The 24,854-nt window shown below is 40.9% G+C and carries 25 protein-coding genes; 8 read left to right on the top strand and 17 right to left on the bottom strand.

The genetic code is table 11. The features are described 5' to 3' along the window. The first annotated feature begins 346 nt into the window (after nucleotides 1–346). The 5 genes from QFZ87_RS05690 to QFZ87_RS05670 all read left to right on the top strand — a co-directional run bounded on the left by QFZ87_RS05690 (nucleotide 347) and on the right by QFZ87_RS05670 (nucleotide 3,806). Nucleotides 347–853 carry an Lrp/AsnC family transcriptional regulator gene (locus tag QFZ87_RS05690; protein ID WP_309858900.1) on the top strand — a complete coding sequence of 169 codons (507 nt, stop codon included), beginning with the start codon at nucleotides 347–349 and terminating at the stop codon, nucleotides 851–853. Next, complete coding sequence (locus tag QFZ87_RS05685) at nucleotides 850–2,064, top strand: aminotransferase (protein ID WP_309858898.1); 1,215 nt, start codon at nucleotides 850–852, stop codon at nucleotides 2,062–2,064. The genes QFZ87_RS05690 and QFZ87_RS05685 overlap by 4 nt, the downstream gene beginning before the upstream one ends. Nucleotides 2,065–2,224: 160 nt before the next feature. Then, the gene (locus QFZ87_RS05680) at nucleotides 2,225–2,719 is read left to right on the top strand and encodes a glutathione peroxidase (RefSeq protein ID WP_309858895.1); all 495 of its coding nucleotides are present in this window, start codon (nucleotides 2,225–2,227) and stop codon (nucleotides 2,717–2,719) included. A gap of 38 nt (nucleotides 2,720–2,757) precedes the next feature. Then, the gene (locus QFZ87_RS05675) at nucleotides 2,758–3,195 is read left to right on the top strand and encodes a MarR family winged helix-turn-helix transcriptional regulator (RefSeq protein ID WP_309858892.1); all 438 of its coding nucleotides are present in this window, start codon (nucleotides 2,758–2,760) and stop codon (nucleotides 3,193–3,195) included. A 155-nt stretch (nucleotides 3,196–3,350) separates the two neighbouring features. Beyond that, nucleotides 3,351–3,806 carry a VanZ family protein gene (locus QFZ87_RS05670; protein WP_396133896.1) on the top strand — a complete coding sequence of 152 codons (456 nt, stop codon included), beginning with the start codon at nucleotides 3,351–3,353 and terminating at the stop codon, nucleotides 3,804–3,806. A 37-nt stretch (nucleotides 3,807–3,843) separates the two neighbouring features. Here QFZ87_RS05670 and QFZ87_RS05665 read toward each other — a convergent pair whose 3' ends face one another. After that, the gene (locus QFZ87_RS05665; RefSeq protein WP_309858887.1) at nucleotides 3,844–4,260 is read right to left on the bottom strand and encodes a VOC family protein; all 417 of its coding nucleotides are present in this window, start codon (nucleotides 4,258–4,260) and stop codon (nucleotides 3,844–3,846) included. A 190-nt stretch (nucleotides 4,261–4,450) separates the two neighbouring features. On the opposite strand from QFZ87_RS05665, the gene QFZ87_RS05660 reads away from it, so the two are divergent. After that, the gene (locus QFZ87_RS05660) at nucleotides 4,451–5,518 is read left to right on the top strand and encodes an EAL domain-containing protein (RefSeq protein ID WP_309858883.1); all 1,068 of its coding nucleotides are present in this window, start codon (nucleotides 4,451–4,453) and stop codon (nucleotides 5,516–5,518) included. A gap of 112 nt (nucleotides 5,519–5,630) precedes the next feature. Here QFZ87_RS05660 and msrA read toward each other — a convergent pair whose 3' ends face one another. Next, entirely contained in the window at nucleotides 5,631–6,587 is a 957-nt protein-coding gene (gene msrA, locus QFZ87_RS05655; RefSeq protein WP_309858879.1) for a peptide-methionine (S)-S-oxide reductase MsrA, read from the bottom strand. Nucleotides 6,588–6,605: 18 nt separating this feature from the next. After that, nucleotides 6,606–7,451, bottom strand: coding sequence for a VOC family protein (locus tag QFZ87_RS05650; RefSeq protein ID WP_309858875.1), 846 nt, complete (start codon nucleotides 7,449–7,451; stop codon nucleotides 6,606–6,608). 455 nt (nucleotides 7,452–7,906) lie between these two features. Between QFZ87_RS05650 and QFZ87_RS05645 the strand changes: the two genes are divergently transcribed. After that, nucleotides 7,907–8,815, top strand: a complete 909-nt coding sequence (locus tag QFZ87_RS05645) for a DMT family transporter (protein ID WP_309858871.1) — start codon at nucleotides 7,907–7,909, stop codon at nucleotides 8,813–8,815. 46 nt (nucleotides 8,816–8,861) lie between these two features. Here the strand turns inward: QFZ87_RS05645 and QFZ87_RS05640 are convergent, their stop codons facing one another. Next, complete coding sequence (locus QFZ87_RS05640) at nucleotides 8,862–9,293, bottom strand: DoxX family protein (RefSeq protein WP_309858868.1); 432 nt, start codon at nucleotides 9,291–9,293, stop codon at nucleotides 8,862–8,864. A gap of 28 nt (nucleotides 9,294–9,321) precedes the next feature. Further along, nucleotides 9,322–10,107, bottom strand: a complete 786-nt coding sequence (locus QFZ87_RS05635) for a dioxygenase family protein (protein WP_309858865.1) — start codon at nucleotides 10,105–10,107, stop codon at nucleotides 9,322–9,324. Nucleotides 10,108–10,316: 209 nt separating this feature from the next. On the opposite strand from QFZ87_RS05635, the gene QFZ87_RS05630 reads away from it, so the two are divergent. Then, entirely contained in the window at nucleotides 10,317–10,856 is a 540-nt protein-coding gene (locus QFZ87_RS05630; protein WP_309858861.1) for a helix-turn-helix domain-containing protein, read from the top strand. A gap of 55 nt (nucleotides 10,857–10,911) precedes the next feature. Here the strand turns inward: QFZ87_RS05630 and QFZ87_RS05625 are convergent, their stop codons facing one another. From QFZ87_RS05625 to QFZ87_RS05570, 12 genes are all read right to left on the bottom strand, one after another. After that, the gene (locus tag QFZ87_RS05625) at nucleotides 10,912–11,238 is read right to left on the bottom strand and encodes a cupin domain-containing protein (protein WP_309858858.1); all 327 of its coding nucleotides are present in this window, start codon (nucleotides 11,236–11,238) and stop codon (nucleotides 10,912–10,914) included. A gap of 11 nt (nucleotides 11,239–11,249) precedes the next feature. Then, a complete protein-coding gene (locus QFZ87_RS05620) occupies nucleotides 11,250–12,407 on the bottom strand; it encodes an oligogalacturonate lyase family protein (protein ID WP_309858856.1) in 1,158 nt (385 codons plus the stop codon). A gap of 79 nt (nucleotides 12,408–12,486) precedes the next feature. Next, complete coding sequence (locus tag QFZ87_RS05615) at nucleotides 12,487–13,974, bottom strand: UxaA family hydrolase (RefSeq protein WP_309858854.1); 1,488 nt, start codon at nucleotides 13,972–13,974, stop codon at nucleotides 12,487–12,489. Next, complete coding sequence (locus QFZ87_RS05610; RefSeq protein ID WP_309858851.1) at nucleotides 13,974–15,458, bottom strand: tagaturonate reductase; 1,485 nt, start codon at nucleotides 15,456–15,458, stop codon at nucleotides 13,974–13,976. Before QFZ87_RS05610 ends, QFZ87_RS05615 begins: the two co-directional genes overlap by 1 nt. Before the next feature lie 27 nt (nucleotides 15,459–15,485). Further along, on the bottom strand, nucleotides 15,486–16,886 hold the full coding sequence (uxaC, locus tag QFZ87_RS05605; protein WP_309867663.1) for a glucuronate isomerase: 1,401 nt from the start codon (nucleotides 16,884–16,886) through the stop codon (nucleotides 15,486–15,488). A gap of 35 nt (nucleotides 16,887–16,921) precedes the next feature. Next, nucleotides 16,922–17,764: a sugar phosphate isomerase/epimerase family protein gene (locus tag QFZ87_RS05600; protein ID WP_309858848.1), complete on the bottom strand. Its 843-nt coding sequence runs from the start codon at nucleotides 17,762–17,764 to the stop codon at nucleotides 16,922–16,924. Nucleotides 17,765–17,827: 63 nt separating this feature from the next. Beyond that, the gene (gene kduD, locus QFZ87_RS05595) at nucleotides 17,828–18,610 is read right to left on the bottom strand and encodes a 2-dehydro-3-deoxy-D-gluconate 5-dehydrogenase KduD (protein WP_309858846.1); all 783 of its coding nucleotides are present in this window, start codon (nucleotides 18,608–18,610) and stop codon (nucleotides 17,828–17,830) included. Nucleotides 18,611–18,645: 35 nt separating this feature from the next. Continuing rightward, nucleotides 18,646–19,476 (bottom strand): 5-dehydro-4-deoxy-D-glucuronate isomerase, encoded by an 831-nt coding sequence (gene kduI, locus QFZ87_RS05590; protein ID WP_309858843.1) that lies wholly within the window; start codon nucleotides 19,474–19,476, stop codon nucleotides 18,646–18,648. Between the two features lie 27 nt (nucleotides 19,477–19,503). After that, nucleotides 19,504–20,520 carry a PfkB family carbohydrate kinase gene (locus QFZ87_RS05585; RefSeq protein ID WP_309858840.1) on the bottom strand — a complete coding sequence of 339 codons (1,017 nt, stop codon included), beginning with the start codon at nucleotides 20,518–20,520 and terminating at the stop codon, nucleotides 19,504–19,506. Continuing rightward, nucleotides 20,521–21,168 carry a bifunctional 4-hydroxy-2-oxoglutarate aldolase/2-dehydro-3-deoxy-phosphogluconate aldolase gene (locus tag QFZ87_RS05580; RefSeq protein WP_309867660.1) on the bottom strand — a complete coding sequence of 216 codons (648 nt, stop codon included), beginning with the start codon at nucleotides 21,166–21,168 and terminating at the stop codon, nucleotides 20,521–20,523. Between the two features lie 193 nt (nucleotides 21,169–21,361). Next, nucleotides 21,362–22,921: a response regulator gene (locus tag QFZ87_RS05575; RefSeq protein ID WP_309858838.1), complete on the bottom strand. Its 1,560-nt coding sequence runs from the start codon at nucleotides 22,919–22,921 to the stop codon at nucleotides 21,362–21,364. After that, nucleotides 22,914–24,719: a sensor histidine kinase gene (locus tag QFZ87_RS05570; RefSeq protein WP_309858835.1), complete on the bottom strand. Its 1,806-nt coding sequence runs from the start codon at nucleotides 24,717–24,719 to the stop codon at nucleotides 22,914–22,916. The genes QFZ87_RS05575 and QFZ87_RS05570 overlap by 8 nt, the downstream gene beginning before the upstream one ends. Nucleotides 24,720–24,854 lie beyond the last annotated feature (135 nt).

Here is a 24,854-nt window from a genome sequence, read left to right as displayed (position 1 = left end):
CGTATTAGCAGACGACTAGATTACATTACGAAATTTGACCTTCATAGACAAAGCATTTAACCATATATTTCAATAATAATAATCTTTTAAATTTTGCTACGTTTTTCTTTGAAATGAGCGTGACATCCACCAGAAAAGAGATTAAAATCATCAATAAGTAAGAAAAGCGCAAGCGCCTTGATCAGCCCAGACAGGCAAATGTTCTTCGGCAATAAAAGTCCGCCTTTCGACTTTTCTTGCCGAAGGTTATTTGACCCGAGGGGCTAGGCGCTGGAGCTGGACAATTCTCGAAGTCGAATTTTATATATTCTGGTGTATGAAAACGAAAGTGGAGGTGGACCCACACATGCGACTTAGCAGTGAGGAAATTGAAATCTTAAAAATCATAGAAGAAAACCACAAAATCTCTGTAGAGACCATTGCATCGATGGCATTATGCAGCGAAGAAACCGTTAAAAAAACCATCGAAAAGCTGGAACAAGCGAAAATCATAATGAGCTACCCAACCTTAATTGATTGGAGCAAAGTAGAAGGACATGATAATGTTGTCGCCATGATTGATGTGAAGGTTACACCTAAACGGGGTGTTGGTTTTGATGAAGTGGCCGGCAGGATTTCCCGTTTTCCGGAAGTATCCTCTTTATATCTCATGTCTGGTGCCTATGACCTCTCCATTACAGTTGAAGGTAAGACCATGAACCAAATCGCTACCTTTGTCTCAGAAAAATTATCGACGATTGAAAACGTCGTTTCGACCACGACCCATTTCATGTTAAAGAAATACAAGCATGATGGCGTGTTGTTTAGCAGCGAAAATGAGGACAAAGATAGAAGAATGGTGGTCACACCATGAGTCTCGAGTATAATCGCTACCTTTCCCATACGGCTAAAGAGCTGCAGCCCTCTGGCATACGCAAATTTTTTGACCTTGCCGCAAGTATGGAAGGTGTCATTTCCTTAGGGGTGGGGGAACCTGACTTCGTCACGCCTTGGAGCATTCGTGAAGCAGCGATTCTTTCCATCGAACAGGGCTTTACCTCCTACACGGCAAACCCTGGATTGCTAGAATTAAGGCAGGAGATTACTTCTTATCTTGGCTCTCGATTTGGAGTCGATTATGACCCTACAAATCAGATTATTGTAACGATTGGAGCTAGCCAGGCGATCGATCTTGCCTTTCGGGCAATTTTAAATCATGGCGATGAAGTGCTGATCGTCGAACCGGCCTTCGTCTCCTATGCCCCATTGGTTTCCATTGCAGGAGGAAATCCGGTTGCCGTAGCTACATCACCTGAAAATGGATTTAATGTGACAGCTGATCAAATCGAATCAGCAATTACAAATAAAACAAAAGCGATCCTCCTATGCTCACCAAACAATCCAACAGGCAGCACGCTAACCAAGGATGAGCTCTTAGAAATCGCAAAGGTTATTCAAAAACATGACCTCCTTGTTGTATCGGATGAAATTTACGCTGAATTAACCTATGATGAAAGCTTTACGAGCTTTGCCTCCATTGAGGGCATGTATGAACGAACCATTTTAATCAACGGTTTTTCAAAAGGGTTCGCGATGACAGGTTGGAGATTAGGCTTCTTAGCAGCCCCGAAGGAATTTGTCGAGGTCATGCTGAAGATTTTTCAATATACAACCATGTGCGCCCCAAATATGCTTCAGCACGGTGCCATTGAAGCATTAAGGAATACCTATCATGAAGTGGAATCGATGCGTAATAGCTACAGAAGAAGACGCAACTACGTTGTCCAGGCATTGAATCAAATGGGCCTCGATTGCCATACTCCTGGCGGTGCCTTCTATGTATTTCCATCGATTCGTGCAACCGGCTTAACTTCCGAGCAATTTGCCGAGGAATTGCTGATGCAGGAAAAAGTCGCGGTTGTTCCTGGTCATGTATTTGGTGACAGCGGCGAAGGGTATATCCGTTGCAGCTACGCTAGCTCCATGCCGCAACTGCAAGAAGCCCTTAAGCGAATCAAACGATTTATTGAATCCCGGGGCGTGAGTCCAAAAATAGAATCTGAAGAATGCCAAACCCAATCATGAAGAAACAGCCCAATTCTAACTATACACAGAATCTGGGCTTTTTTATTTTAATCGTTATTCTTGAAACGATTATTTAAATCGTGTAAGATTAAATCGCAAACGATTTATTTTATTTAAATTAGAAACTACACCCAAATGAATGTGATTGGAGGAATGAACAATGAAGACAGTTTATGATTTCACAGTTAAGAAGACAAATGGTGAGAAAAAATCATTAAAAGAATACGAGGGCAAACCGTTATTAATTGTCAATACAGCGAGTAAGTGCGGGTTAACCCCACAATTTACCGGCCTTCAGGAACTATATGATAAATACAAGGACAATGGATTGGAAATACTGGGCTTCCCATGTGATCAATTCAACAATCAGGAATTTGATAACATCGATGAAACCACTCAGTTTTGTCAAGTAAACTATGGAGTCACCTTCCCCATCTTTGCCAAAATTGATGTCAATGGTGTCTATGCCGATCCACTGTTCAAGTATTTAAAGGATCAGAAAAAGGGCCTATTAGGTGGCATGATTAAATGGAATTTCACCAAATTCCTTATCGACAGCAATGGTCATGTGATTGAACGGTATGCACCAACCACGACACCAGACAAAATCGAAGCGGATGTAGTTAAATTATTGTCCACTTCCGCATCACTTTAAAAATGAAGAGTTCAAATGATAAATAAGGTGAGATCATCATGAAAGACTTTTTAACGCTAGAAAAACAACTATGTTTTGCCGTGTATGAAACGGCTAGTGAATTTAATAAACTTTATACAAGTGTATTGCAGCCATTTGGATTAACCTATCCGCAATACTTGGTTCTATTGGTTTTATGGGAACAAGACGGACTTCTCGTGAAAGAATTAGGAGAACGGTTAAATCTAGGCACAGGAACACTGACGCCGATGATATCTAGGATGGAAGCAAACGGTTGGCTTCGTAAACAGCGGTCCAAATTAGATGAACGTAAGGTGTATATTCATTTAGAGAAGAAAGCCTATGAAGAAAAACAACCTATTACCACAATGGTCGGGAAGGAAATTCAATCCTGTAAAATTGAACTCGACGAATACAAACAACTTATGCAACAATTACAAGTTTTAAGCAACAAATTGAAGAGACGGAAGGAGTAAATTCCACTACCTTTTCCACCTTAAAAGGGTTCTTCTTATATCCCAGCTGACTCGACAGCATGGGATATTTTTTTTGTACTTTTACGTATGTTTTTATATTATTGATGGAAATGAATAGATTAAAGTAGTGACATGACAAAGGAAGTTGGACAAACATGTTTGCAGAAGTGGTAAAATGGCGGCAACTCAAAATAATTCCGGTGATCATCTGGAGTTTCATATTATTGCTGCATACGTGGACCAGTAATTTAGGAGCGCTCTTACGGAATCAAACATTCAGTTTTACATGGATTGCATCTCCAGATTATTTATCGTTCTTTTATTTACAGGATATCAACACGATTCATCACTATTTTATCATCGTAAAAACGGGACATTTTGTCGGTTTTGCGATATTTGATTACCTGCTTTTTAAATGGCTAAGAAATCATAAGCAGTCACTGGTACTCTCAATTTCATTTGCGTTAATGACGGAGATTCTCCAGTTGTATTTCGGGAGAGACGGTCGGATGTATGATTTGGTGATTGATACAATGGGGATCTACAGTGTTTATTACCTCTTAAAATCCCACCTGCTCGTAAAACAAAGTCATCTCACCAAAAGTAACTAGGAAAGCAGCTAGAATGCGGCTTTCCTTTTTCATTCAATTATTTGGGTTCCGTCGAAACCTGCCAGGTAATTCCGAATTTATCGGTGACTTGTCCGTAAGAGGAGCTCCAGAATGTTTCTTGTAACGGCATAATTACTTTACCGCCATCCTCTAATTTCCCGAATACTTCTTTTGATTTTTCAACATCACTAATAGAAATAGCAATCGTTACTTGATCACCTAGTTGATAGGGATTTCCTGGAAAGTTATCAGACAGCATAAGGTGTACATCTCCAACTTTTAATTGGGCATTTAATACACGATTTTTTGCTTCCTCAGGCAAGTCAGATTTCCCGGGCATGTCACCGAACGTCTGAACTGAAATGACCTTTGCATCCAATGCATGTTCATAAAACTTCACTGCTTCTTGTCCATTTCCGTTTAAAACCAAATAAGGGAAAACTCCTAAAATCATTTAAACACCTCTTTTAATAGATTTTTAGCATAAACAGAACTTGTGTTCGTATTTATATTACCATAAATTTCTTATAGGCACAACACCATTTTTCCCAAAAATGCCACAGAAAAACCTACGGGTGTAAAGCACTACAAAAAGACACTCCCACTTCCAGAAAAGTAAGAAAATAGTCCTTTTTTGTCGTATAATGGATGAATACGATTTGTTAAGGGGAGAAAGAGAAATGGGATGTGAAGTTTGTCTGCCAACTGCAAGGGGCTATACTGTCTATTTTGCTGAAAATGAAAGTGTTTCAAAATTAACAACTTATTTCCAAAAGTTCTCTGGACAGTCTTGGAAATATATAAACGAGCGGATGTTTTGGTTACAAGAACCGGTTTTTTTTGCTGTACTTGATTATCTCGAAGTCCATATGGACCATCATCATATTTTCGCCGTATTAACTAGCCCAGTCGATCCATTAAAAAATCTACATGAGTTACGACCAATTCTTTCCTATAAAGAAGAACGCAATGCCAGCTGGATTGATAGATTAATAGAAAGCAGCTCCATCAAAACCCATTATCAGCCAATAGTAAAGGTTGATAGTGACGCAATTCATGTTATTGGTCACGAACTTTTGTCTCGTGGACTCGATGAAAACGGAGAAATCATTCCACCTTTTAAAATGTTTGAAGCAGCCAGAATTAGAAATCGTACGTTTGCATTAGACCGCGTCTGTAGAATGCAATCGATTCGAAATGCCTCCGTCGTGCAGGATAAACTGATATTTATAAACTTTATCCCCACGGCTATCTATGTCCCTGAGCACTGTCTCTCGACCACCTTTGCCTTAATCCAGCAATTGAATATAAAACCAGAACAAGTTGTGTTCGAAGTGGTCGAAACAGACGAAGTAGAGGATCTGGAACATTTAAAATCAATCTTAAATTATTACCGGGCACATGGCTTTAAGTACGCCCTGGATGATGTGGGTGTTGGCTTCAATAACTTGGAGAAGCTTGCACAAATGGAACCGGATATTGTGAAGCTTGCCTTTGAATTTACAAACGGCGTTAGTGGGAATCCAGCGAAGCAAGAAGTAGCACAATCCGTTTTGACCATTGCCCACAAGATGAATGCATTAGCTCTTGCCGAAGGTGTGGAGTGCGAAGAAGATTTACACTTCTTAAAAGAAATGGGCTACGACCTATATCAAGGCTACTATTTTTCCAAGCCGCAAGAACAACCTGTTGAAGTCATTGAAAAGAAATAGAAGTAGAAAGGTTCTACGTCCACTTTTCTGTTCAGAAAGAAGATAAGAATGGAAAGTTAGATACATATAAAAAATTCAAGCCCTGCACGACAGCAGGGCTTTTGGATTCAAACTATTCAAACAAACGTAAAAACTGACCATATCCCTCTTCCAGTAACTTGCTCTTTGGTACAAACCTTAAAGCAGCTGAATTAATGCAATAACGGGCACGGTCAGGTCCTGGTCCGTCATCAAACACATGACCGAGATGAGAATCCGCAGTTTTGCTCCGAACTTCAATTCTTCTCATTCCATGTGACGTATCAAACCTTTCCTCCAGCTCATTCCGGAGGAGCGGTTTGGTAAAACTCGGCCAACCGCAGCCTGCATCATATTTATCCTGGGAACTAAACAGCGGTTCCCCAGAAATAATATCCACATAGATTCCCTCCTCCGTATGATTCCAAAATTCATTACGGAAGGGTGGCTCTGTTGCCTTCTTCCTAGTCACTTCAAACTGGATTGGTGTTAACTCCTGCCTTAACTCTTCATCGGTTTTCCGTTTCTTCCACTTTTCACGAATGAACCTCGCACGTCCGGATCCCTCCCGATAATGGTTATAGTGGAAGGGAAATTTTTTATAATATTCCTGATGTTTTTCTTCAGCCCTGTAAAAAGGGCCTGCCGGAAGGATTTCCGTCACAATCGGCTGTTGAAAGCGTCCACTAGCCGCAAGCTCTACTTTAGATGCTTCCGCCTGCTTCTTTTGCTCTTCATTATGATAAAAAATTGCCGTCTTATAGGAATACCCACGGTCATTAAACTGGCCGCCTGCATCAGTTGGATCAATTTGCTGCCAAAACAACTGAAGTAACTGTTCATATGGAAACACATGTGGGTCAAAGGTAATTTGAACGGCTTCCAAGTGACCAGTAGTATCGGAGCATACTTCTTCATAGGTAGGATTTTCCTTATGACCGCCAGTGTAGCCTGATATGACTTCCTTAATTCCCGGCTGCTCATCGAAAGGGGCTACCATGCACCAAAAGCAACCACCTGCAAACGTGGCTAATTCTATTTTTTCAGTCATTCGATTCCATCCCTTACTTTAAACTACTAACCGAATTTGATTACCCGCCGGATCATTGGTTAAATAATAATCATGCTCTTTCGTTATAGGTGCACCTAATTGTTGAAGCTGCTTCACCACAGCTTCTCTAACAGACGTATCTAGGAATACAAGTGTATACCAATTTAAGCCGATGCTGTTTCTTGGCGGTGTCGGTGCCCCCACTCCCTGCCAAGTGTTAATCGCAATATGATGATGGTATTTACCAGTCGACAGAAAAGCTGCTTGAGGATACGTAGCAACCCGTTCAAACCCGAGACCTTTTGTGTAATATTCTTCTGCTTGCTGCAAATCTGCTACATGGAGATGGATATGACCCATCAACGTTTCAGCTGGCAGCCCCTTCCACTCGGCATCACTCGCAGCGAGAATTCCCTGTGCATCAAGTTGTTCGGTTGCCATATCTACCATTCCATTTTTCCAGGTCCACTCATCTGCAGGGCGGTCGCGGTATACTTCAATCCCGTTGCCATCAGGATCATTTAGATACAATGCTTCACTTACATAATGGTCGGCAGCACCCAGTGGATACCCGGTTTCCAGTAAATGACGCAAAAAGACCGATAAATCGGCTCTTGTCGGCAATAATATGGCGAAATGGTACAAACCTGTTGTACGGCCGGCTTTGGAAATTACATCTTCAGGCTGTTCAAGCGTAACTAAGGGAGTTTCCCCGTCTGCAGTCAAAACTGCGCGACCCTCTCCTTTTTCTAAGACCTGTAAACCAATAATGGTTTCGTAAAAAGCAACCGAGTTTTCTAGGTCTTTCACCTTAATATTTACTTCTCCAACATATACATAGGGTTTACTATGAAATTCTCCCATGATGTTCTTCCCTCCATTTTTTTAATAATTTTACTATCCCCTAAATACAGTTCAACATATTGGCAAATTAAATTATATATGATACTATCTTGATTTGGAGATAATTTAGTTCAAGATTATTTGATGTCAAAAACATATTGGCTCACACCAGAAGAAGTACTTGTAAAAAAAAAGAGGAAAAAGTGTCTCATGTATAGTTCGATTATGATTGGCGCGATCCTGCTTAGTGCCTTAGTTACAATTCTCGTAAACCAAATTTCATAATATAGGTAACTACTGATTGGTTAGTCCAATTAGTATTTTTTTATAAAACAGGACTTCATTTCCCAGGAAACGACAAATATTTCTCCATCTTGCCGAAATTTCTCAGAATATCGCCTAGTTGAGAGCCAAGAAAAAGCCGAGTATAATAGATAAATAGTTTTGTTTCATCACGTAAAAAATAGGGGGAGAACATGAAACAGGAAGAAGCATCAAGGTCCATTGCCCTGCCGCTTACCATTTCCATTATAGCCATCTCGTTTTCAGCTATCTTTGTCAAATGGTCAGACGCGCCAGCCTCAGTTTTAAGTATGTATCGAATGTTATTTGCAAGTATTTTAATGCTTCCCATTGTATGGAAACATCGAGATGAATTTAACAACATCGAGAAAAGAGATTGGTTCTTTTTATTTTTTTCAGGCTCGTTTTTAGCTTTACATTTTGTCCTTTGGTTTGGGTCATTAAAGCTAACGACAGTAGCCAGTTCGACAATCATTCTAGCTTTGCAGCCAATTGTGTCCTTAGTCGGGGGCTTTTTACTGTTTAGAGAGAGAACCACCTTATCCGCCCTAATGACAATGGGAATTGCAATTATTGGCGCGATGATGATCGGCTGGGGAGATTTCGGATTGAGCCAGGATGCCATTATGGGGGATGTACTTTCCTTCTTAAGTGTGATTTCGGTTGTAGGCTACCTATTAATCGGGCAAACCATCGTGAAAAAAGTATCTCATTGGCTATATAGCTTTTGTGTATTTTTCTCTGCTGCTCTTATTTTAATTATTTATAACTTTATAACTGGTGTGGACTTCGGCGGCTATCCAGCGAAGGAATGGGGAATCTACCTGTTACTTGCGACGGTTCCTACCGTAAGTCACGTAATAAATAATTGGCTCCTCAAATATGTCAATGCCACTACCATTTCTATGAGTATTTTAGGAGAACCTGTGGGGTCGACGTTTTTAGCCTTTATCTTATTACATGAACGGCTTGTTCCATGGCAAATTGCAGGGGGCTTGCTCGTCCTTATAGGAGTCTTCTTCTTTATGACCCAGAAGCAAAAGCCACTTCCACAAGTCATTGAAAAAGAGACGTACCAATAAAACATGAAAAAAACTGCTAGAATAAGGATTCTAGCAGTTTTTTTGCTTAAGCGGCTTTATGATTTCCACTTTTATTTGATTGCTTATTAAAAATCACTTGGTCAAGCGCAAACAATTTGCTACCATTGATCGCAATCACTACAGCCATCGCTAGGAAAGCTAAATCTAGTTCGTAGCCTGCCATTTGGCCATTTCCTAAAAATCCGACAGCTAATTTCACTTTAATCATAGCACCAATCATGACAAGGGATAAAAGAATAGACACGATTCTTGATCCTAAACCAAACACTAAGGCTAATCCACCAACCACCTCAATAACTGCCACTACATAGGCCAATCCACCAGGTAAACCGATACTGTCAAACCAACCAACGATATTTTCTATTCCGCCTTGGAACTTAGTAAGCCCGTGGATAAAAAAACTAATCCCTAAAACTACTCGTAAAATGAATGTACTGACTTCAAATTTATTATTCATAAAAATTCTCCTCCTGTATTTTGTAAAATTAATTAAACTGCCACACACTATGGCTTAAACTTCCATATCGGTAGCTGCGGTGCAGTAATTCTGCTTTTTTTCCAGTATCCGCTGCACCAAGCGCATAAAAAATAGGAATGAAGTGCTCAGTTCCATATGAAGGCACCGCTAGGTTTGCTGTTGGAGCCAACGTCTGATAGTTAAAAAGTGATTCTACATCCCAATTTTTCAGATGGCGTGCTAGCCATTCATCAAACGCAAGTGCCCAATCGTCAATACCTCCAGTAAGGTCCTTATCCCAATTTAAAGCCCGAAGATTATGCACTGTTCCTCCACTGGCAATGATTAAAACATCCTTTTCCCTTAAACCTGCTAAGGACTTTCCAATCTGATACTGTTCCGCAGGTGAAAGGTTTGGATTAACCGACATCGAAATCACAGGTATATCTGCATCTGGATACAGCATTCTCAATACGACCCATGCACCATGATCCAATCCGCGCGAAGCATCCACTTCATATGAAACACCTTGGCTAGTGAATAGTTCGGTAATTTCTTTCGTGATGTCATGATTTCCCTTTGCTGGATATTCTATTTTGTACAAGGCTTCAGGAAACCCGCCAAAGTCATAAATCGTTCGGTATTCAGGGGCACTGCTCACCTGTTGCATATTCGACTCCCAGTGGGCAGAAAATAAAACAATAGCCTTTGGTCTTGGCAGAGTACGGCCTAATTGATTTAAAAACTGAGTGTACTTATTGTTTTCAATCGCAAGTAACGGAGCTCCGTGTGCGATAAATAATGATGGAAGCATATGATCCTCTCCTTAAAGTTTTATATAAAGGGGTTTGTGGATTTTCATAAAAATAATATATTCATATTAGAAAACCATTAGACAAAATTAAGTTTCCTATTAGGAATAATTATTATCTATAAGATAACTCTAATCGCTATGGATTGTCAATCGTTTTTTTGCTAAGATAGAATTAAGTTTTTTATTTGGAAACACTCGAGGTGGATTACGTGGATATTGGATCAAAGATTCGCGCAATACGTAACAGAAAAAAAATCACCATTGCGCAAATGTGTGAAGGAACGGGACTATCGAAGGGCTTTATCAGCAATGTTGAAAACAATAACACGTCTCCTTCCATTAACACACTGCAAACAATAGCGACTTTTTTAGGCGTGCCTTTACCTTATTTACTATTGGAAAAAAAGCAGCATATGCGCGTCATCAAAAAGGGAGAAAGAACGTATTCGACCTATAACAACTTAAAAATTGAACATTTAACGTCACAAGGCGGATTACGCATGATGTTGGTCGAGTTTCCTCCGGGTGCATCCATGGGGGAAGCCAATGCCCATGAAGGCCTGGAAAGCCATTTAGTGTTAGAAGGAAAGGTCCTTGCCGAGCAGGGAGAAGACTCGGTCCTCTTGGAAGAAGGGGATACATTTAGCTGGAACGCAAGCGTCCCACACTTTGTTAAAAATGTGGGTGAGGAAAAAGCGATCGTGCTCATCTCTGTATACTCAGATACGGAACGGAATGATGTTTTCTAGCAACATAGAAAATTGAGGCTGACTCCTAAGTGTTCAGCCTCATTTTTTTCTCCATTTATTTCAAAAAGTCCTCGCGCTGTGGAGTAAACACATCTAAAATAATAGAGTCTTCCTCAAGTGCCCTCACACCGTGCAACATATCGGACGGTATATAAATGCTATCCCCTTTGGCGACCTGTTGAATTTCCCCACCCAAGTTGAATTCAAAACTCCCCTGAATGATGTAGCTAATCTGTTCATGTGGATGGGAATGGATACTTCCAACTGCATCTTTCCTAAAAGTAACTTCCGTCATCATGAGGCTTCCGCCCTGGCTTAACAACTTCCTTGTTACGCCTTCCTCAGTAGCTACCGCATCTACCTGTTCTCCATATGTAAACATTCTCTTCCCCCCTATTTTGGCAATTCTACTAAATATAAATTACAGACTCCGTCACGGTCTGATGTAAATAAGATTTTTGTATTATCCCAGCTAAACGTCGGATGACAGTGGGTTCTTTGCGTGTTCCAGCTCGTGTAGTGAGAACATAACGTTTCAATGGTTGCTTGTTCTCCGCTTATATCAACTAACACGAGATTTTCCACCTCATCGCCGATCAGCAGCGTATTGTCACTGTTACTATGATAATGGTTACAGTAATACGGCAAGTCGATTTTTCGTAGTAATTGACCATTTTCATCCGCTAATCCGACGAAAGGAATCTGCCCCGTTTCCTCTTCTTTTTGGATGGTCGCTTGGGTCTTGTGAACCGTGATGGTTCCATCATGCCCTTTTCTACGATTATCAAAAAATATTTTTCCATCAGATGTCCAGAATTCATGTCCGATACAATCATCTTCGCCTTGCCTAAATACAGGCTGTACCGAACGTGCTCTAATATCTAAAAGCCATATTCGTTGATGGACGAGGTTCCATGGCCCTTCATGACAAAAGGTGGCCAGGCTGCTATGGGTAGGTGAAAATTGAAAATGGCCCAGCCAATGTGTATCTTCAAACACATCAAATACTTCCGCTCCATCCAGACTAATAAGGGTAATCCAGCCCTTTTTAGTAGCATACATCGTTTCCTTAAACCCTCTGTAATTCGCTCCTCTTTCAATAGGAACCCTTTCATTTCGCGCCATGCCAATATATTTTTTATCCGCTGAGATGTGTGGGTGTCCTAATTGAATTCCTGGCCTTTCGTCGTAAAGGACGGTCGTTTCAAGTGTGCTGACATCTAGTTTTTTAAGCTGTTTTCCCGTCACATACACGACTATGTCACTTTCAGGCGTTTTTGTATGAAAGCTGGGGGCAACTCCTTCAGGTTCATTCGTCAGTTGTACCATTTTCCCTGTCTCAAGCTCCATTTTAAATAGATTATAAACCTCAGGCTTATTAGAGGAACGATCCGATAAAAAATAGATTTCTTTATCATCTGCAGAAAATGAATTGTCTGTAAAATAAAAGTGATAGTTATTGGACCCATTGGAAGTCAATTGTTTAACCATGTTCCCTGTTTTCTGGTCCACATACTCTTTAATTTCTGAAGGAAATTCCTTCCCAATCATACGTATCCCCGCCTTTTTAAGGTTGAATGCAAGAAATCGATAGGTCGTCTGCCTATCAATTTTTATCTCTTGTGGAACGCTACAAAGTCACACCCTTTTTAAAAATAGCCATCTCTCTAAAATCATTTTTCTCGTTATTGACTAATTGGCCGCTTGCCACCTTTATGATGTAATCTATAAATTCTCCCAGGACTACATCGGAGTCCTTCTCAAGCAATACACCTGCGTTAAAATCAATCCAATGTGGCTTGGTTTCGAAAATAGGTGTGTTCGTTGAAATTTTCATTGTTGGCACAAACGTACCAAACGGAGTTCCACGACCCGTTGTGAATAAAACCAATTGGCAGCCGGCCGCTGCTAAGGCAGAAGAGGCAACTAGATCATTTCCAGGTGCACTTAACAAATTCAGTCCCTTTTGTTTTAGGCGCTCCCCGTATTTAACGACATCGATTACCGTAGAGGTACCGGCTTTTTGTGTACATCCGAGAGACTTATCCTCCAAGGTTGTAATCCCACCTGCTTTGTTTCCTGGTGATGGATTTTCATAGACAGGTTGTTTATTTTCAATGAAATATTCCTTGAAATCATTGATTAATTCCACCGTCTTTTCGAACACCTCTCCATCTGCCGCACGCTCCATCAGGATGGTTTCCGCACCGAACATTTCTGGCACCTCTGTTAGGACGGTGGTTCCACCCTGGGCAACTAAGAAATCTGAGAATCTTCCAAGCAGCGGATTAGCCGTAATACCGGAGAAGCCATCCGATCCCCCGCATTTCAACCCTACTTTTAATTCAGATAACGGCACCGGTTCACGCTGGTCATTTTTCGCCTGTTCATACAGTTCCTTCAGAAGCTCGACACCCGCTTCGATTTCATCGGACACTTCCTGAGAGACTAAGAACTTCACTCGGTCTTCATCAAACTCTCCTAAGCTATCCTTAAATTCATATAGATTGTTATTTTCACAGCCCAGTCCCAATACCAGGACTCCGCCTGCATTCGGATGAAGAACAGCATCGCGTAAAATTTTTCTCGTATTTTCATGGTCGTCCCCTAATTGGGAGCAGCCATAATTGTGCTTTAACACAAGTACATTTTCAAATGGATGGATATCGTCGACTTCTTTTTCAAACAGCTTGATCATTCGTTCCGCCACCCCATTGACACAGCCAACGGTTGGAACAATCCAAAGCTCATTACGAATACCGACACTACCATTCTTTCTTTTATATCCATTAAAGGTTAGGCTTTCATTTTTATAGGAAAGGGTTTGTAGCTTTTGATTAAATTGATATTCTTGAATGCCGTCTAAATTCGTTTTCGTGTTATGGGTATGAACATGTTCTCCCACCGAAATTTCTTTCACGGCGTGACCAATCGGATAGCCGTACTTTACCACATGTTCATTGACAACCATGTTTTTAATGGCAATCTTATGACCTCTCGGCACATCTTCCTTAAGCTCGATCACGGTATCATTTACTGTAAAAGTTTGACCCACTCGTAAATCCTTTAGCGCCACAACGACATTATCAATATCGTGTATCTGGATGATATCCAACACTATAATTCCCCCCGCAAGCTGGCTGTTTTTTGTCCTCCAACAGCCTCAACTGCCTTTTTCATTCCCCATGTTTCAATTTCATATAGATGCTTTGTAACCGCTGTTGTTAATCCGGGCAACTCATTTAAATCCTGCTCCCACAGCTTTTCGTAGCCTAACACACTCGTAACAATCGCCTTCACACTTTCAATTGTTCCATCGTATTGGCTCCACTGCTCCTTAAATAAATCCAGAACATCCTGATCATCAGAGAGTTGAATCGTTTCTTCCCCTCTTTTTCCTTTATAAAAAGAAAGCAGGGCCGCAAACGAGAAGACCAGTTTTTCCGGCCATGCTTGATTACGGTGGTAATACTCAAGCAAAGAAGGTAAATCTCTCGTCTTAAATTTAGACATCGAATTGAGTGAGATACTTAACAAGAAATGCTGGATAAACGGATTCTTAAATCGTTCTAATACCGCATTCGCAAATGAATGCAATTCTTCCACAGGCACATCCAATGTTGGAATAATCTCATCAAAAATCAGTTCTCTGACATATGGCCCAATCACCTCATGCTCAATTGCTTCTGCAACCGTATCTAATCCATATAGATAGGAAACAGGCGTCATGGCCGTATGGGCACCGTTTAAAATCCGAACCTTTGTTGTGCGGTATGGAGTCAAATCATCCACAACCAAGGTATTTAACCCTGCAAAGTGGGCAGGAAATTCCTCACGGATCCACTCAGGGCCTTCGATGACAAATAGGTGGAATTGTTCTCCCACTACCACAAAAGGATCAATATAGCCAAGTTCCTCTTGGACCTCTTCAATCGACTCACGTGGGAATCCTGAAACAATCCGATCGACGAGCGTATTGCAGAAAGTATTCCCTTCATGAATCCAATGGACAAACTCCTCACCAAGGTTCCAAAGTTCCGCATACTTCAGGATGATTTCCTTTAATTTTTCCCCATTCCGCTCAATCAGCTCACAAGGGATCAGAATACAGCCTTTTTTCTTATCGCCTTGAAAGGCATGGAAACGTTCATATAAGAATGCCGTTAATTTACCTGGAAAACTCTTTTGAGGGCGGTCTTCTAAACAATCATTCTCGTCAAAGGCAATCCCAGCTTCTGTTGTATTGGAAAAAATAAACCGTAGATCCGGATTAGAAGCCAATTCTAGATATTGATCATACTGTTTAAAAAGATTGATGCCTCTGCTAATACTGGTAATAACACTATGCTCCTTAACTGCTTGGCCTTCCTTCATCCCCTGCAGGTAAAGAGTATAAAGACCATCCTGTTTATTAAGCTTCTCGATTTTTTCCTGACCACGCGGTTGAACGACCACAACACTACCGTTAAAAAGATCCTTCTTATTCATGACATCAATTTGCCAGTCAACAAAGGCCCTTAGAAAGTTCCCCTCACCAAATTGCAGAACCTTCTCCGGGTATGTTTGAAGATTGTTTACTAAACTTTTATTTAAACGTTCCATGAATGCTCCTCCTCATTACTAGGGCCACTAGAATTGAAAATATTCTTTTGCATTGGTGTAAGAGATTCCTTGAGCTATTTTCCCTAAAAACTCGATGTCATTAGGTACCTCCCCATTTTCCACCCATTCACCAATAAAAGAGCAGAATAATCTTCTAAAGTATTCATGTCGCGTATACGATAGGAAGCTTCTGGAATCGGTCAGCATCCCAATAAAGCGGGTGAATAAACCGACATTAGCAAGCGCCTGCATTTGCTCCAGCATGCCTGATTTTTGATCATTGAACCACCAGGCGGTTCCGAATTGAATTTTCCCTGGAATTCCGCCACCTTGGAAACAGCCGATCATGGCGGCAATGATTTCATTATCCTTAGGATTTAGGGAATAGATAATCGTTTTAGGAAGCTTATTATCAAGCTCCAACGCGTTTAATAACTGGGCTAATGGCTTCGCAATTTTTTCATCATTAATCGAGTCAAAGCCTGTATCTGGCCCCATTTCCTTAAACATTCTCGCATTATTATTTCGTAACGCATTAATATGGAACTGCATCGCCCAGCCCAATTCGGAATACAACTTTCCGAGGAAGGTTAAGGTAAAGCTTTTATATTTTTTCTCATCTTCCAAAGACACTTTGTTACCCGCTAATGCCTCTTGAAAAATTTGCGCAGCTTCTTCTTTCGTTGCTTCCGCGAACATCATCATATCGATGGCATGATCGGAAACTCTGCCTCCTATGGAATGGAAGAAGCGAACTCTCGATTCAAGTGCCTGTAACAAGTGGTCATACGTAGCAATTTTGGTTCCGGCAGCCTCTTCCAGTTTGCTTACCCACTCTTGATAGCCTTCTCGATTAATTTCAAGGCCCTTATCTGGACGGAAGCTAGGTAATACCTTCACATTAAAATCGGTATCTTCTTGTAATAGTTGGTGATATTCAAGAGAATCCACAGGGTCATCCGTCGTACACACGACTTGAACCTTTGATTTTTTAATAAAATCTCTTGCACCAAAGCCGTCACTATTGAGTAAGGCATTTACTTTTTCCCAAATGGACGGGGCACTCTCTAAGTTTAATAGCTCATGAATACCAAAATATCTCTGTAGTTCTAAATGGGTCCAATTGTATAGTGGATTTCCAATGGTCATAGGTACCGTTTCTGCCCAAGCTAGGAATTTATCGTAATCACTGGCATTGCCGGTAATATACTCTTCATCTACACCATTCGCTCTCATTAAGCGCCATTTATAGTGATCACCTGATAACCAGATATCGGTAATGTTTTTGAAGCGTTTATTTTCATAGATTTCCTTTGGGCTTAAATGGCAGTGGTAGTCAATGATGGGCATATCCTTTGCGTATTCATGATACAAACGAATAGACGTTTCATTATTTAATAAAAAATTCTCATCCATGAAGTTTTTCATCATTCATCCAGCCTTTTCTATTTTTTTCATTTCAACTACGCGGTTTCGTATTTATCTTTTAAATAGGTAATGCTGCCGTCGATGTAGGGTTCTGTTGTGCTTTCCATTAGCATGGTGATATACGGCTTTTTCTTTTTTAACTGTTTAAAGAGGTAATCGTAATTCAACAGCCCCTGACCAACAGGTACCATTTTGACTTGGTCACCCTCGATGACAAAGTCCTTGGCGTGGAGAATAACCATCCTGTCGCCAAACAGGTCAAAGGCTTCTTCTATGACCGCTACTTGATCCTGGTAATTTTCCATAGAGATAAAGTTGGCAGGGTCATAGATGACTTGGAGGTTGTTCGATGGGACAAGATCGAGCAGCCTCTTCATTCGCTCAGGTGTATGGACCGGGTGGTTGATGCCCCCTTCAATACCAACGATAACGCCGAACTTTTCGGCCTCTTCCACAAGCTCCTTCACACTCTCGACTACCTCGAGAAACGGTTGTTCCTTAAAGTTCTCTTCTGTGTACTTCATTTCAGCTTGAACATTTCCTGTTTCCGTCCCGACGATGCTGCAGCCAAAATCCCTCGCAAAGCGTAGATGCTCCTTGAAACGGTCCAATTCTTTTCTTCTTTGCGATGGATTGGGATGAATCATGTTGATATAACAGCCTAAAACAGCAATTTGAAGATCCCGTTTTTTAAAAACGCTTCCAATTGTATGACCAAAACCAGGACTTAAGCTTCCTAAATCTGAAGGGATATCCTTTAGGGATTTTTTTAATGCTAATTGAACAGATGTGAGTCCTTTATTAACAACCGCATCAGCGACTTCCTCAATAGAAGGTTTTTCAATATCATGGGCTCTGATTCCGATGTTTGCTATCATTTCAATCCTCCGTTTTTTGGTAAAAGCCGTATCACTTCTAAAGCGATACGGCTTTTAATAGGTTTATCTAGCTAACCAACCACCGTCAACTGCTAGGATATGACCGTTCATATAATCAGATGCTTTGCTTGATAAGAACACGACGACGCCCATTAAATCGGCAGGTGTTGCCCAGCGTCCGGCCGGAATACGGGCGGTAATTTCTTTATGACGCCCTTCATCCTCACGAATGGGTGCGGTATTGGCTGTCTCCACATACCCAGGAGCAATCGCATTGATTTGAATGCCATATTGCGCTAATTCATTAGCAAATGCTTTCGTTACACCGGCAACGGCATGCTTACTAGCTGTATATGGCGGGACAAATTTTCCTCCCTGGAATGAAAGCATGGAAGCCACATTGATGATTTTTCCGCTCTTTTGCTCTACCATAACTTTCGCGACCTCTTGGCTTAAAAAATAAACAGAATTCAAGTTGATCTCCATTACCGCATCCCAATCCTCTGCCTTATACTCAAGCAGTGGAGCACGGCGGATGGTACCGGCATTGTTGACTAAAATATCAATTTTCCCAAACGCGCTTACGCACGCCGCAACAATCTCTTTAATCGCTTCCCGGTCTGTTAAATCAGCTTGGAAAAATTCTACTCGGCGGCCTTCCGCTTCAATGAGCTCTCTTGTTTCATCCCAATTCGTGCCGTGGGTCACAACAAATACATCGGCACCGGCATTGGCAAGAGCCACTGCATAGCCCTGACCTAATCCCGTATTACCCCCAGTCACGATTGCCACCTTGCCTGCTAGTGAGAAAAAATCTAATGAGAAATCGTTTAATTGTGTGGTCATGATTCTGCCTCCCCGTTCGTCATCTAGTATGCTATCTATCTCAAATCTTCCATTTTCACAAAATCCATGTCATCGTACGTGATATTCTCCCCGCACATTCCCCAAATAAACGTATAGTTGCTTGTTGCTGTTCCTGTGTGAATCGACCAGCTTGGAGAAATAGCTGCCTGCTCATTTTTCAAGACAAGATGTCTTGTTTCGTTTGGTTGTCCCATGAAGTGGAACACCCTTGTTTCTGGTTCCATATCAAAGTATAAGTACACTTCCATCCGGCGTTCATGGGTATGACACGGCATCGTGTTCCACACACTTCCTGGAGACAGCATCGTTAGTCCCATCTGAAGCTGACAGCTTTCACACACATTTGGATGCACGTACTGATAGATTTTTCTCTCATTTAATGTTCCTGATTCTCCAGCTTCAAGCGGCTTAATGTTATTAATATCAATCTTTACTGTTGGGTACGTATGGTGGGCAGGAGTCGAATTGATATAAAACTTGGCCGGGTTATTGGCATCCAATGAACCGAAGAGAACTTCCTTGGTTCCTCTTCCCACATAAAGACCATCTCGACGCTGCATATCATGTTGAACCCCATCGAGAATAACGAATCCGTCACCGCCAATATTAATGATTCCTAATTCACGACGCTCAAGGAAATAGTTCACCCCAAGTTGTTTATCCAGCGTAATCGATAATTCTTCCTCAGTAGGTGTCACTCCACCAAAAATCATCCGATCGACATGTGTATAAGTTAAATGAACCTTCCCTGGTTCAAAAAGAGTTTCCACTAAAAAATGCTTTCTTAATTCGTCCGTATTGTACCGTTTGATTTCTTCTGGGTGGTTCGCATAACGTGTTTCCAATCCCCATTCCTCCTCTATAAAAATTACCTATCTAACAATTTTTCCTGGTTCAAGACTAGCAAACTGGTTAATTTCATCTTCTGAGAACGTATTGCAATCACCATGAATCGTATGTTTTAGCACAGACGCTGCCGTTGCAAACGATACAACCTCTTCAGGAGCCTTCTTCTTCAGGATTCCGTTCAATATTCCTGCCGCAAAGGCGTCTCCGCCTCCAACACGATCGACGATATGATCGATTGCGTAAACCTTCGACTGGTACAGTTCTCCTTCTGTATAAAAGTTGCCTTGAAGGGTATGTGTCGAAGCAGACCGCACCTGGCGGAAAGTAGAACTTATATATTGAAGGTTCGGATACAGCTGTTTGATTTGTTGATAATAGCTTTCGAGTCTAGCAGCCGAATCCATTCCTCCGTCCACTTTTTTAATGCCTAACAAATAAATCGCATCCAACTCGCCACAAAAGCAGATATCCACAAATGGAAGGAAGGTCTGTATTGCTTCTGCTGCTTCCTGATGACTCCATAATTTGGCCCGATAGTTAAAATCAAAGCTGGTCGTTACCCCTAGCTCCTTTGCTTTTCTTAAAGCATGTAAAACGACTTCTTTCATACTCGGTGAGACTGCCGCCGAGATACTTGAAACATGGAATAGGTCTGCATCCTGGAACACTTCATCAAAGTTAATTTCCTCGATCGTTAAGGTGGAAAAACTAGAATACTTCCGATCATAGGTAACTTGCGCACTTCTTGGCCCAACGCCTGATTCTAGATAATAAGTGCCTAACCGCTCTCCACCCTTTAGCAGGTAATCCGTATGAACGCCAAAGGATTTCAGATGTCCTTCTACGGCCGTTCCAAGCGAGTGATCGGGAACCTTACTCACAACATAAACTTGGTGCCCAAAATGGGATAGGGAAACGCCGACGTTAGTCTCTGCCCCACCGTAATGCATGATTGCCTGATTGGCTTGGGAGAGCCGCTCCCCCACCTTTGTTGAGAATCTAAGTAAAATTTCTCCTAGAGTAATAATCTTTTTCATCATCTATGCCTCTCTAGCTATCTGTACTTTTTTCACATATTCTCTTGCATATTCTGTAATTTTTGCAAAGTCACCTGTTTTGGCTGGGGCTACTAAGTTACCACCCACACCGACAGCGACACAGCCATTTTTGATCCATTGCCCGACATTCTCCAGGTCCACCCCGCCTGTTGGCATCAGGTTCACCTGTGGAAGCGGGCCTTTCACTGCTTTCACGAAGTCCGGTCCAAAGGCATTGCCGGGAAAGAGCTTGACGATGTCCACGCCAGCCTCGAGCGCATGCTTCATTTCTGTGATGGTCATACAGCCTGGCATATAAGGAATTTGATAGAGATTACATAGTTTAGCCGTTTCTAGGTCGAAGCTTGGACTGACCACAAACTGAGCTCCTGCCAGGATGGCAATCCGTGCGGTGGTTGCATCAAGGACGGTTCCGGCACCAATGACTACATCCTTGTTGTCTTGATAGACTGCTGCCAATTCTTTGATTACTTCGTCGGCGCCTTGAACGGTAAAGGTCAGCTCAATCCCAGTGAGGCCGCCTTTCACACATGCTTCTGAGATCTTTATGGCTTCTTCCTTTGAGTCTGCTCTAACGACAGCGACGACTCCACAGTTCGAAATTTTGTTTAGTATGGTAAATTTTTTCACGATGTCACCCCTATCAGTGGTTTTCATTTTGAAAAATCATAACATTAGGAAAACCTTCACACGTTGATTGTATAAAAGCATGTAAGGGGTTACAATTCGATTGGGCAAAGTCCTTAAAATCTTAAACTATTATCTTAAAAATTTGAACACAATAAAAAAACTAACCACCCCATTGGATGATTAGTTTCATATATTATCTAAACTTCTTCTTATACTCCGCAGGCGTATAGCCTGTGAATTTTTTAAAACAAATGCCAAAGTATTGCGGATTGCTGTAGCCCACTTTATCGCAGACCTCAGAGGTTTTAATATCCTCCGAGCTTAATACTTCCATCGCCCGCTTCATGCGTAGCTCCAGCAAGAAATCCCCAAAATTAAATCCTTTTTCAAGCTTAAATAAGTTACTTAAATACGGAGTGCTCACATGAATCACTTCTGCCACTCGTTGAAGCGTTAAACTACTATCATGAAAGTTCTCCTTCATATACGTAATCGCTTGGTCCACGTGGCTGAAATAATTCTTCTCTCTCCTCTGATACATGGCCGTAGACCACTGCTCAATCAGCTGTTGTAGGATTTCTGCCATCTCGGTCAAAGTATGTAATTCCATGATTTCTTTATAGACTTCAGAGGAGTTGAAGCCGTTAGTCTCTTCCTTGATCCATTTCTCAATTTCCGAAAAAAGCATGGTGCTGAATTTTAAAGCAAGAACTTTCAAATCAGATAAAGGCACATTCTTTCTTTCCACAATCGCTGCACTTAATTGAGCCAACGTATCATTCGCCTTTTCCGGTAAGCCGGTCTTGATCTGGGTTTCTAATTTCGTCACTAAATCATGTAATGGTTCCTCTTCTGATTCTTCCTTCGACATCGTGTCATCTAAAGAAAACACAGTGCCTGTCCCCATAATATGTCTCATATCCATCGCAAGCCGGGCTTCTAAAAAGGATTTTCCGACTTCAAACAAATTGGCATACGTTCTACCAAGTGTAATTGTTACCTGATGGTCTACTTGTTCACTAAGCTGCTCAAACAACGCTTCTGCTAACAGTCCTTTTCTTCCATCATCCTCATTTTCGAGCGATAATAGAAGGGCAAATTCGTCGGTATCCACATTCATGACCATAGAGTTAATCTCTTTAAAAACAAAAGAAGTGACGTTCAACATCTTTTCTCGGAAGGCATAACCTTCGTCTTCAAGCTCTGAAGAATATTTGACCAGTACAGTGGCAAAGTGTGGACCTTCCAGCTGTACCCCAAGCTCTGATAATTCTTTTTCCACATCCAGCCTCTGCTCTCCATCCCTAATCAGCTTCTGAAAGAATTGCTGCTGAAGTAACGGCAAGGATTCGATAATCTTCTTTTCCTTCGCCATTTCACTCTCCCAATCAGCTGCCGCTTCCTTTGCTTTCATCAGTATATCTTCAGCGTCAACCGGCTTTAATAAATAATCAAACGCTTTCAATTTTACCGCTTCCTGAGCATATTTAAAATCTTCATACCCCGTTAGAAAAATAATCCTTGTATCTAAGCTTCTTTCTTTTATCTTTTTGGCCATCTCTAACCCGCTCATAAAGGGCATATTAATATCCGAAATAACCACCTGTGGCTTCTCTTTTTCTATCAAATCCAGGGCTACCTCTCCATCTCCCGCTTCCCCTGCAACAACAAAACCATGCTCTTCCCAAGGGATTGCCTTACATATGCCTCGACGAATAATTCTATCATCTTCCACCACGATCACTTTATGCATACTCCTTCATCTCCCCTTTTGTTTTGGGTATAGTAATGCTTACTACTGTCCCATTACCAGGTTCACTTGCAATAGTTAGACCATATTCTTTTCCGAAGTGAATTTTAATTCGTTCATTAACACTTTTCAGACCAATACCAATAAATCTCTTTTTGTCTTGATAGGAAGCTTCTATTTCTTGCAATATATCCTTTAATTTTTGCGGTTCGATTCCATTTCCATTATCGGCAACTTCTAAATGAATCGTATCTTCCGCCTGATACCCATTAATCGTAATTCTTCCTTGCCCCCGTTTTTGCTTTACCCCGTGGTAAATCGCATTTTCAATCAGAGGCTGTAAAGAAAGTTTAATAATATGATAGGATAGAATGTCCTCATCTACATTAATTTCATAGGTAAAATCGTCCCCATAGCGCATCTCCTGAATAAATAAGTAATGCTGAATATGCTCAATTTCATCCTGGATTGAAATAATCTCTTTCCCTTTACTAATCCCAATCCGGAAAAAACTAGAGAGGGCGGTAATCATTTGACTGGCATCCTTATTGAGCCCCATATCACATAAACCCTTAATCGAGTAGAGCGTATTATAGAGGAAATGAGGATTAATTTGGGCGTGCATAATTGCAAATTCTAATTGCCGTTTCTCCTCTTGCTCCAATCGGATTTGTTCCATCAATGTATGGATTCGGATAATTAAATCTTTAAAGCCCGTATGAAGAATTTTCATTTCCTCCGGTCCGGACATTTCTACGTTAAAATCCAGATGTTCCTTATCCACCCTCCCCATTTGTTGTGCCAATCGTTCAAAGGGTTTTGAAATGTATTTTCCAACGAAGTTCGTTAGAAAGACAACAGCAACAATCATTAAGGCAACAAGGAAAATCGTGAAATCTTTGATATAATTCACTTTTTTCAACATTTCACTTTGTGGAATAACCGCTGCTATTTTCCAATCATTCGCACTTAATGTATCGTAGATGACAATCATCTCTTCGCCTACTGCACTTTCATAAGAGAATTGTCCACTTTTCTTTTTCAGGCCTTGAAGAGAATGCAATGTCGCTTCATCTAGTTTGTATTCCTCTTTCACATTCTTCGATTCATATTTCCCGTCCGGACTGATGAGAGCTAAATAGCCATTTTCTCCAATTAACGATTTATTCAATACCTGTTCAAAAAACTCGGCTCGTAAATTAAATAAAACGATCCCTTTTGATTTTGATTGATTTCGATTTATCAACCTAAATACCGAAAGCACTTTGTCGTTTTCATTAAACACTTTGTCTTGATGAATATTTCTCCAGTAAAAGCCTTCCTTACTTCCACTGAATTTTGAAAAATAGTTATTATAATTGACCGATGGATTGGAGTTATACCCACTATGATAGAGCAGGAATTGCTTTTGATTAAGATCCACCAGCACGGAATTAAGGATAACATCATAGCGGGAATAAATAAGCTTTAGATTATTATCAATTTCTACATAAGAACTTGGTTTAATCTCTGACTCTTGTTTATCCATTAATGATAGAATCCTTGGATCATTCGATAAAGAGACTAATTGCTGAAAAACATCTGAGAGCATATTATCAAGGTAATTTTTCGTCTGGAATATGGTATCGTTTACATTTTTATAGGCATTTTCTTCGATTTGTGCGGTTGCAAGCATAGTGGATACCCAGCCAGTAATGAAAATAACAATGATAATGATAGGCAGATAGAGAGTGTTAATCGTGGATTTAAAAGAGTTGAAAAAATGCTTTCGAATAAATTGTTTTATCTTCATAGCCCTCATCGCAGGATCTCCCCGTTAGCAAAGTATGTATGATATTTCGATTCCCTACATAAAACAATAAACCAATTTTTCCGAACGGTAAACAAGTAAGTTTATGCAAATATCTTAAAATTTTAATAAATCATCTTAAAATCT

The sequence above is a fragment of the Bacillus sp. SLBN-46 genome, from assembly GCF_031453555.1.
Taxonomy (GTDB): Bacteria; Bacillota; Bacilli; order Bacillales; family Cytobacillaceae; genus Neobacillus.
Note: the sequence above shows the minus strand (reverse complement) of the source record. Positions and strands in the feature narration are given on the sequence as shown.

What these genes read in the sequence shown, in the direction of transcription:
- QFZ87_RS05690 (WP_309858900.1), top strand. Translation starts at nt 347, where the DNA reads ATGCGACTTAGCAGTGAGGAAATTGAAATCTTAAAAATCATAGAAGAA.
- QFZ87_RS05685 (WP_309858898.1), top strand. Translation starts at nt 850, where the DNA reads ATGAGTCTCGAGTATAATCGCTACCTTTCCCATACGGCTAAAGAGCTG.
- QFZ87_RS05680 (WP_309858895.1), top strand. Translation starts at nt 2,225, where the DNA reads ATGAAGACAGTTTATGATTTCACAGTTAAGAAGACAAATGGTGAGAAA.
- QFZ87_RS05675 (WP_309858892.1), top strand. Translation starts at nt 2,758, where the DNA reads ATGAAAGACTTTTTAACGCTAGAAAAACAACTATGTTTTGCCGTGTAT.
- QFZ87_RS05670 (WP_396133896.1), top strand. Translation starts at nt 3,351, where the DNA reads ATGTTTGCAGAAGTGGTAAAATGGCGGCAACTCAAAATAATTCCGGTG.
- QFZ87_RS05665 (WP_309858887.1), bottom strand. Translation starts at nt 4,260, where the DNA reads ATGATTTTAGGAGTTTTCCCTTATTTGGTTTTAAACGGAAATGGACAA.
- QFZ87_RS05660 (WP_309858883.1), top strand. Translation starts at nt 4,451, where the DNA reads ATGGATGAATACGATTTGTTAAGGGGAGAAAGAGAAATGGGATGTGAA.
- msrA (WP_309858879.1), bottom strand. Translation starts at nt 6,587, where the DNA reads ATGACTGAAAAAATAGAATTAGCCACGTTTGCAGGTGGTTGCTTTTGG.
- QFZ87_RS05650 (WP_309858875.1), bottom strand. Translation starts at nt 7,451, where the DNA reads ATGGGAGAATTTCATAGTAAACCCTATGTATATGTTGGAGAAGTAAAT.
- QFZ87_RS05645 (WP_309858871.1), top strand. Translation starts at nt 7,907, where the DNA reads ATGAAACAGGAAGAAGCATCAAGGTCCATTGCCCTGCCGCTTACCATT.
- QFZ87_RS05640 (WP_309858868.1), bottom strand. Translation starts at nt 9,293, where the DNA reads ATGAATAATAAATTTGAAGTCAGTACATTCATTTTACGAGTAGTTTTA.
- QFZ87_RS05635 (WP_309858865.1), bottom strand. Translation starts at nt 10,107, where the DNA reads ATGCTTCCATCATTATTTATCGCACACGGAGCTCCGTTACTTGCGATT.
- QFZ87_RS05625 (WP_309858858.1), bottom strand. Translation starts at nt 11,238, where the DNA reads ATGTTTACATATGGAGAACAGGTAGATGCGGTAGCTACTGAGGAAGGC.
- QFZ87_RS05620 (WP_309858856.1), bottom strand. Translation starts at nt 12,407, where the DNA reads ATGATTGGGAAGGAATTTCCTTCAGAAATTAAAGAGTATGTGGACCAG.
- QFZ87_RS05610 (WP_309858851.1), bottom strand. Translation starts at nt 15,458, where the DNA reads ATGGAACGTTTAAATAAAAGTTTAGTAAACAATCTTCAAACATACCCG.
- uxaC (WP_309867663.1), bottom strand. Translation starts at nt 16,886, where the DNA reads ATGAAAAACTTCATGGATGAGAATTTTTTATTAAATAATGAAACGTCT.
- QFZ87_RS05600 (WP_309858848.1), bottom strand. Translation starts at nt 17,764, where the DNA reads ATGATAGCAAACATCGGAATCAGAGCCCATGATATTGAAAAACCTTCT.
- kduD (WP_309858846.1), bottom strand. Translation starts at nt 18,610, where the DNA reads ATGACCACACAATTAAACGATTTCTCATTAGATTTTTTCTCACTAGCA.
- QFZ87_RS05585 (WP_309858840.1), bottom strand. Translation starts at nt 20,520, where the DNA reads ATGATGAAAAAGATTATTACTCTAGGAGAAATTTTACTTAGATTCTCA.
- QFZ87_RS05575 (WP_309858838.1), bottom strand. Translation starts at nt 22,921, where the DNA reads ATGCATAAAGTGATCGTGGTGGAAGATGATAGAATTATTCGTCGAGGC.
- QFZ87_RS05570 (WP_309858835.1), bottom strand. Translation starts at nt 24,719, where the DNA reads ATGAGGGCTATGAAGATAAAACAATTTATTCGAAAGCATTTTTTCAAC.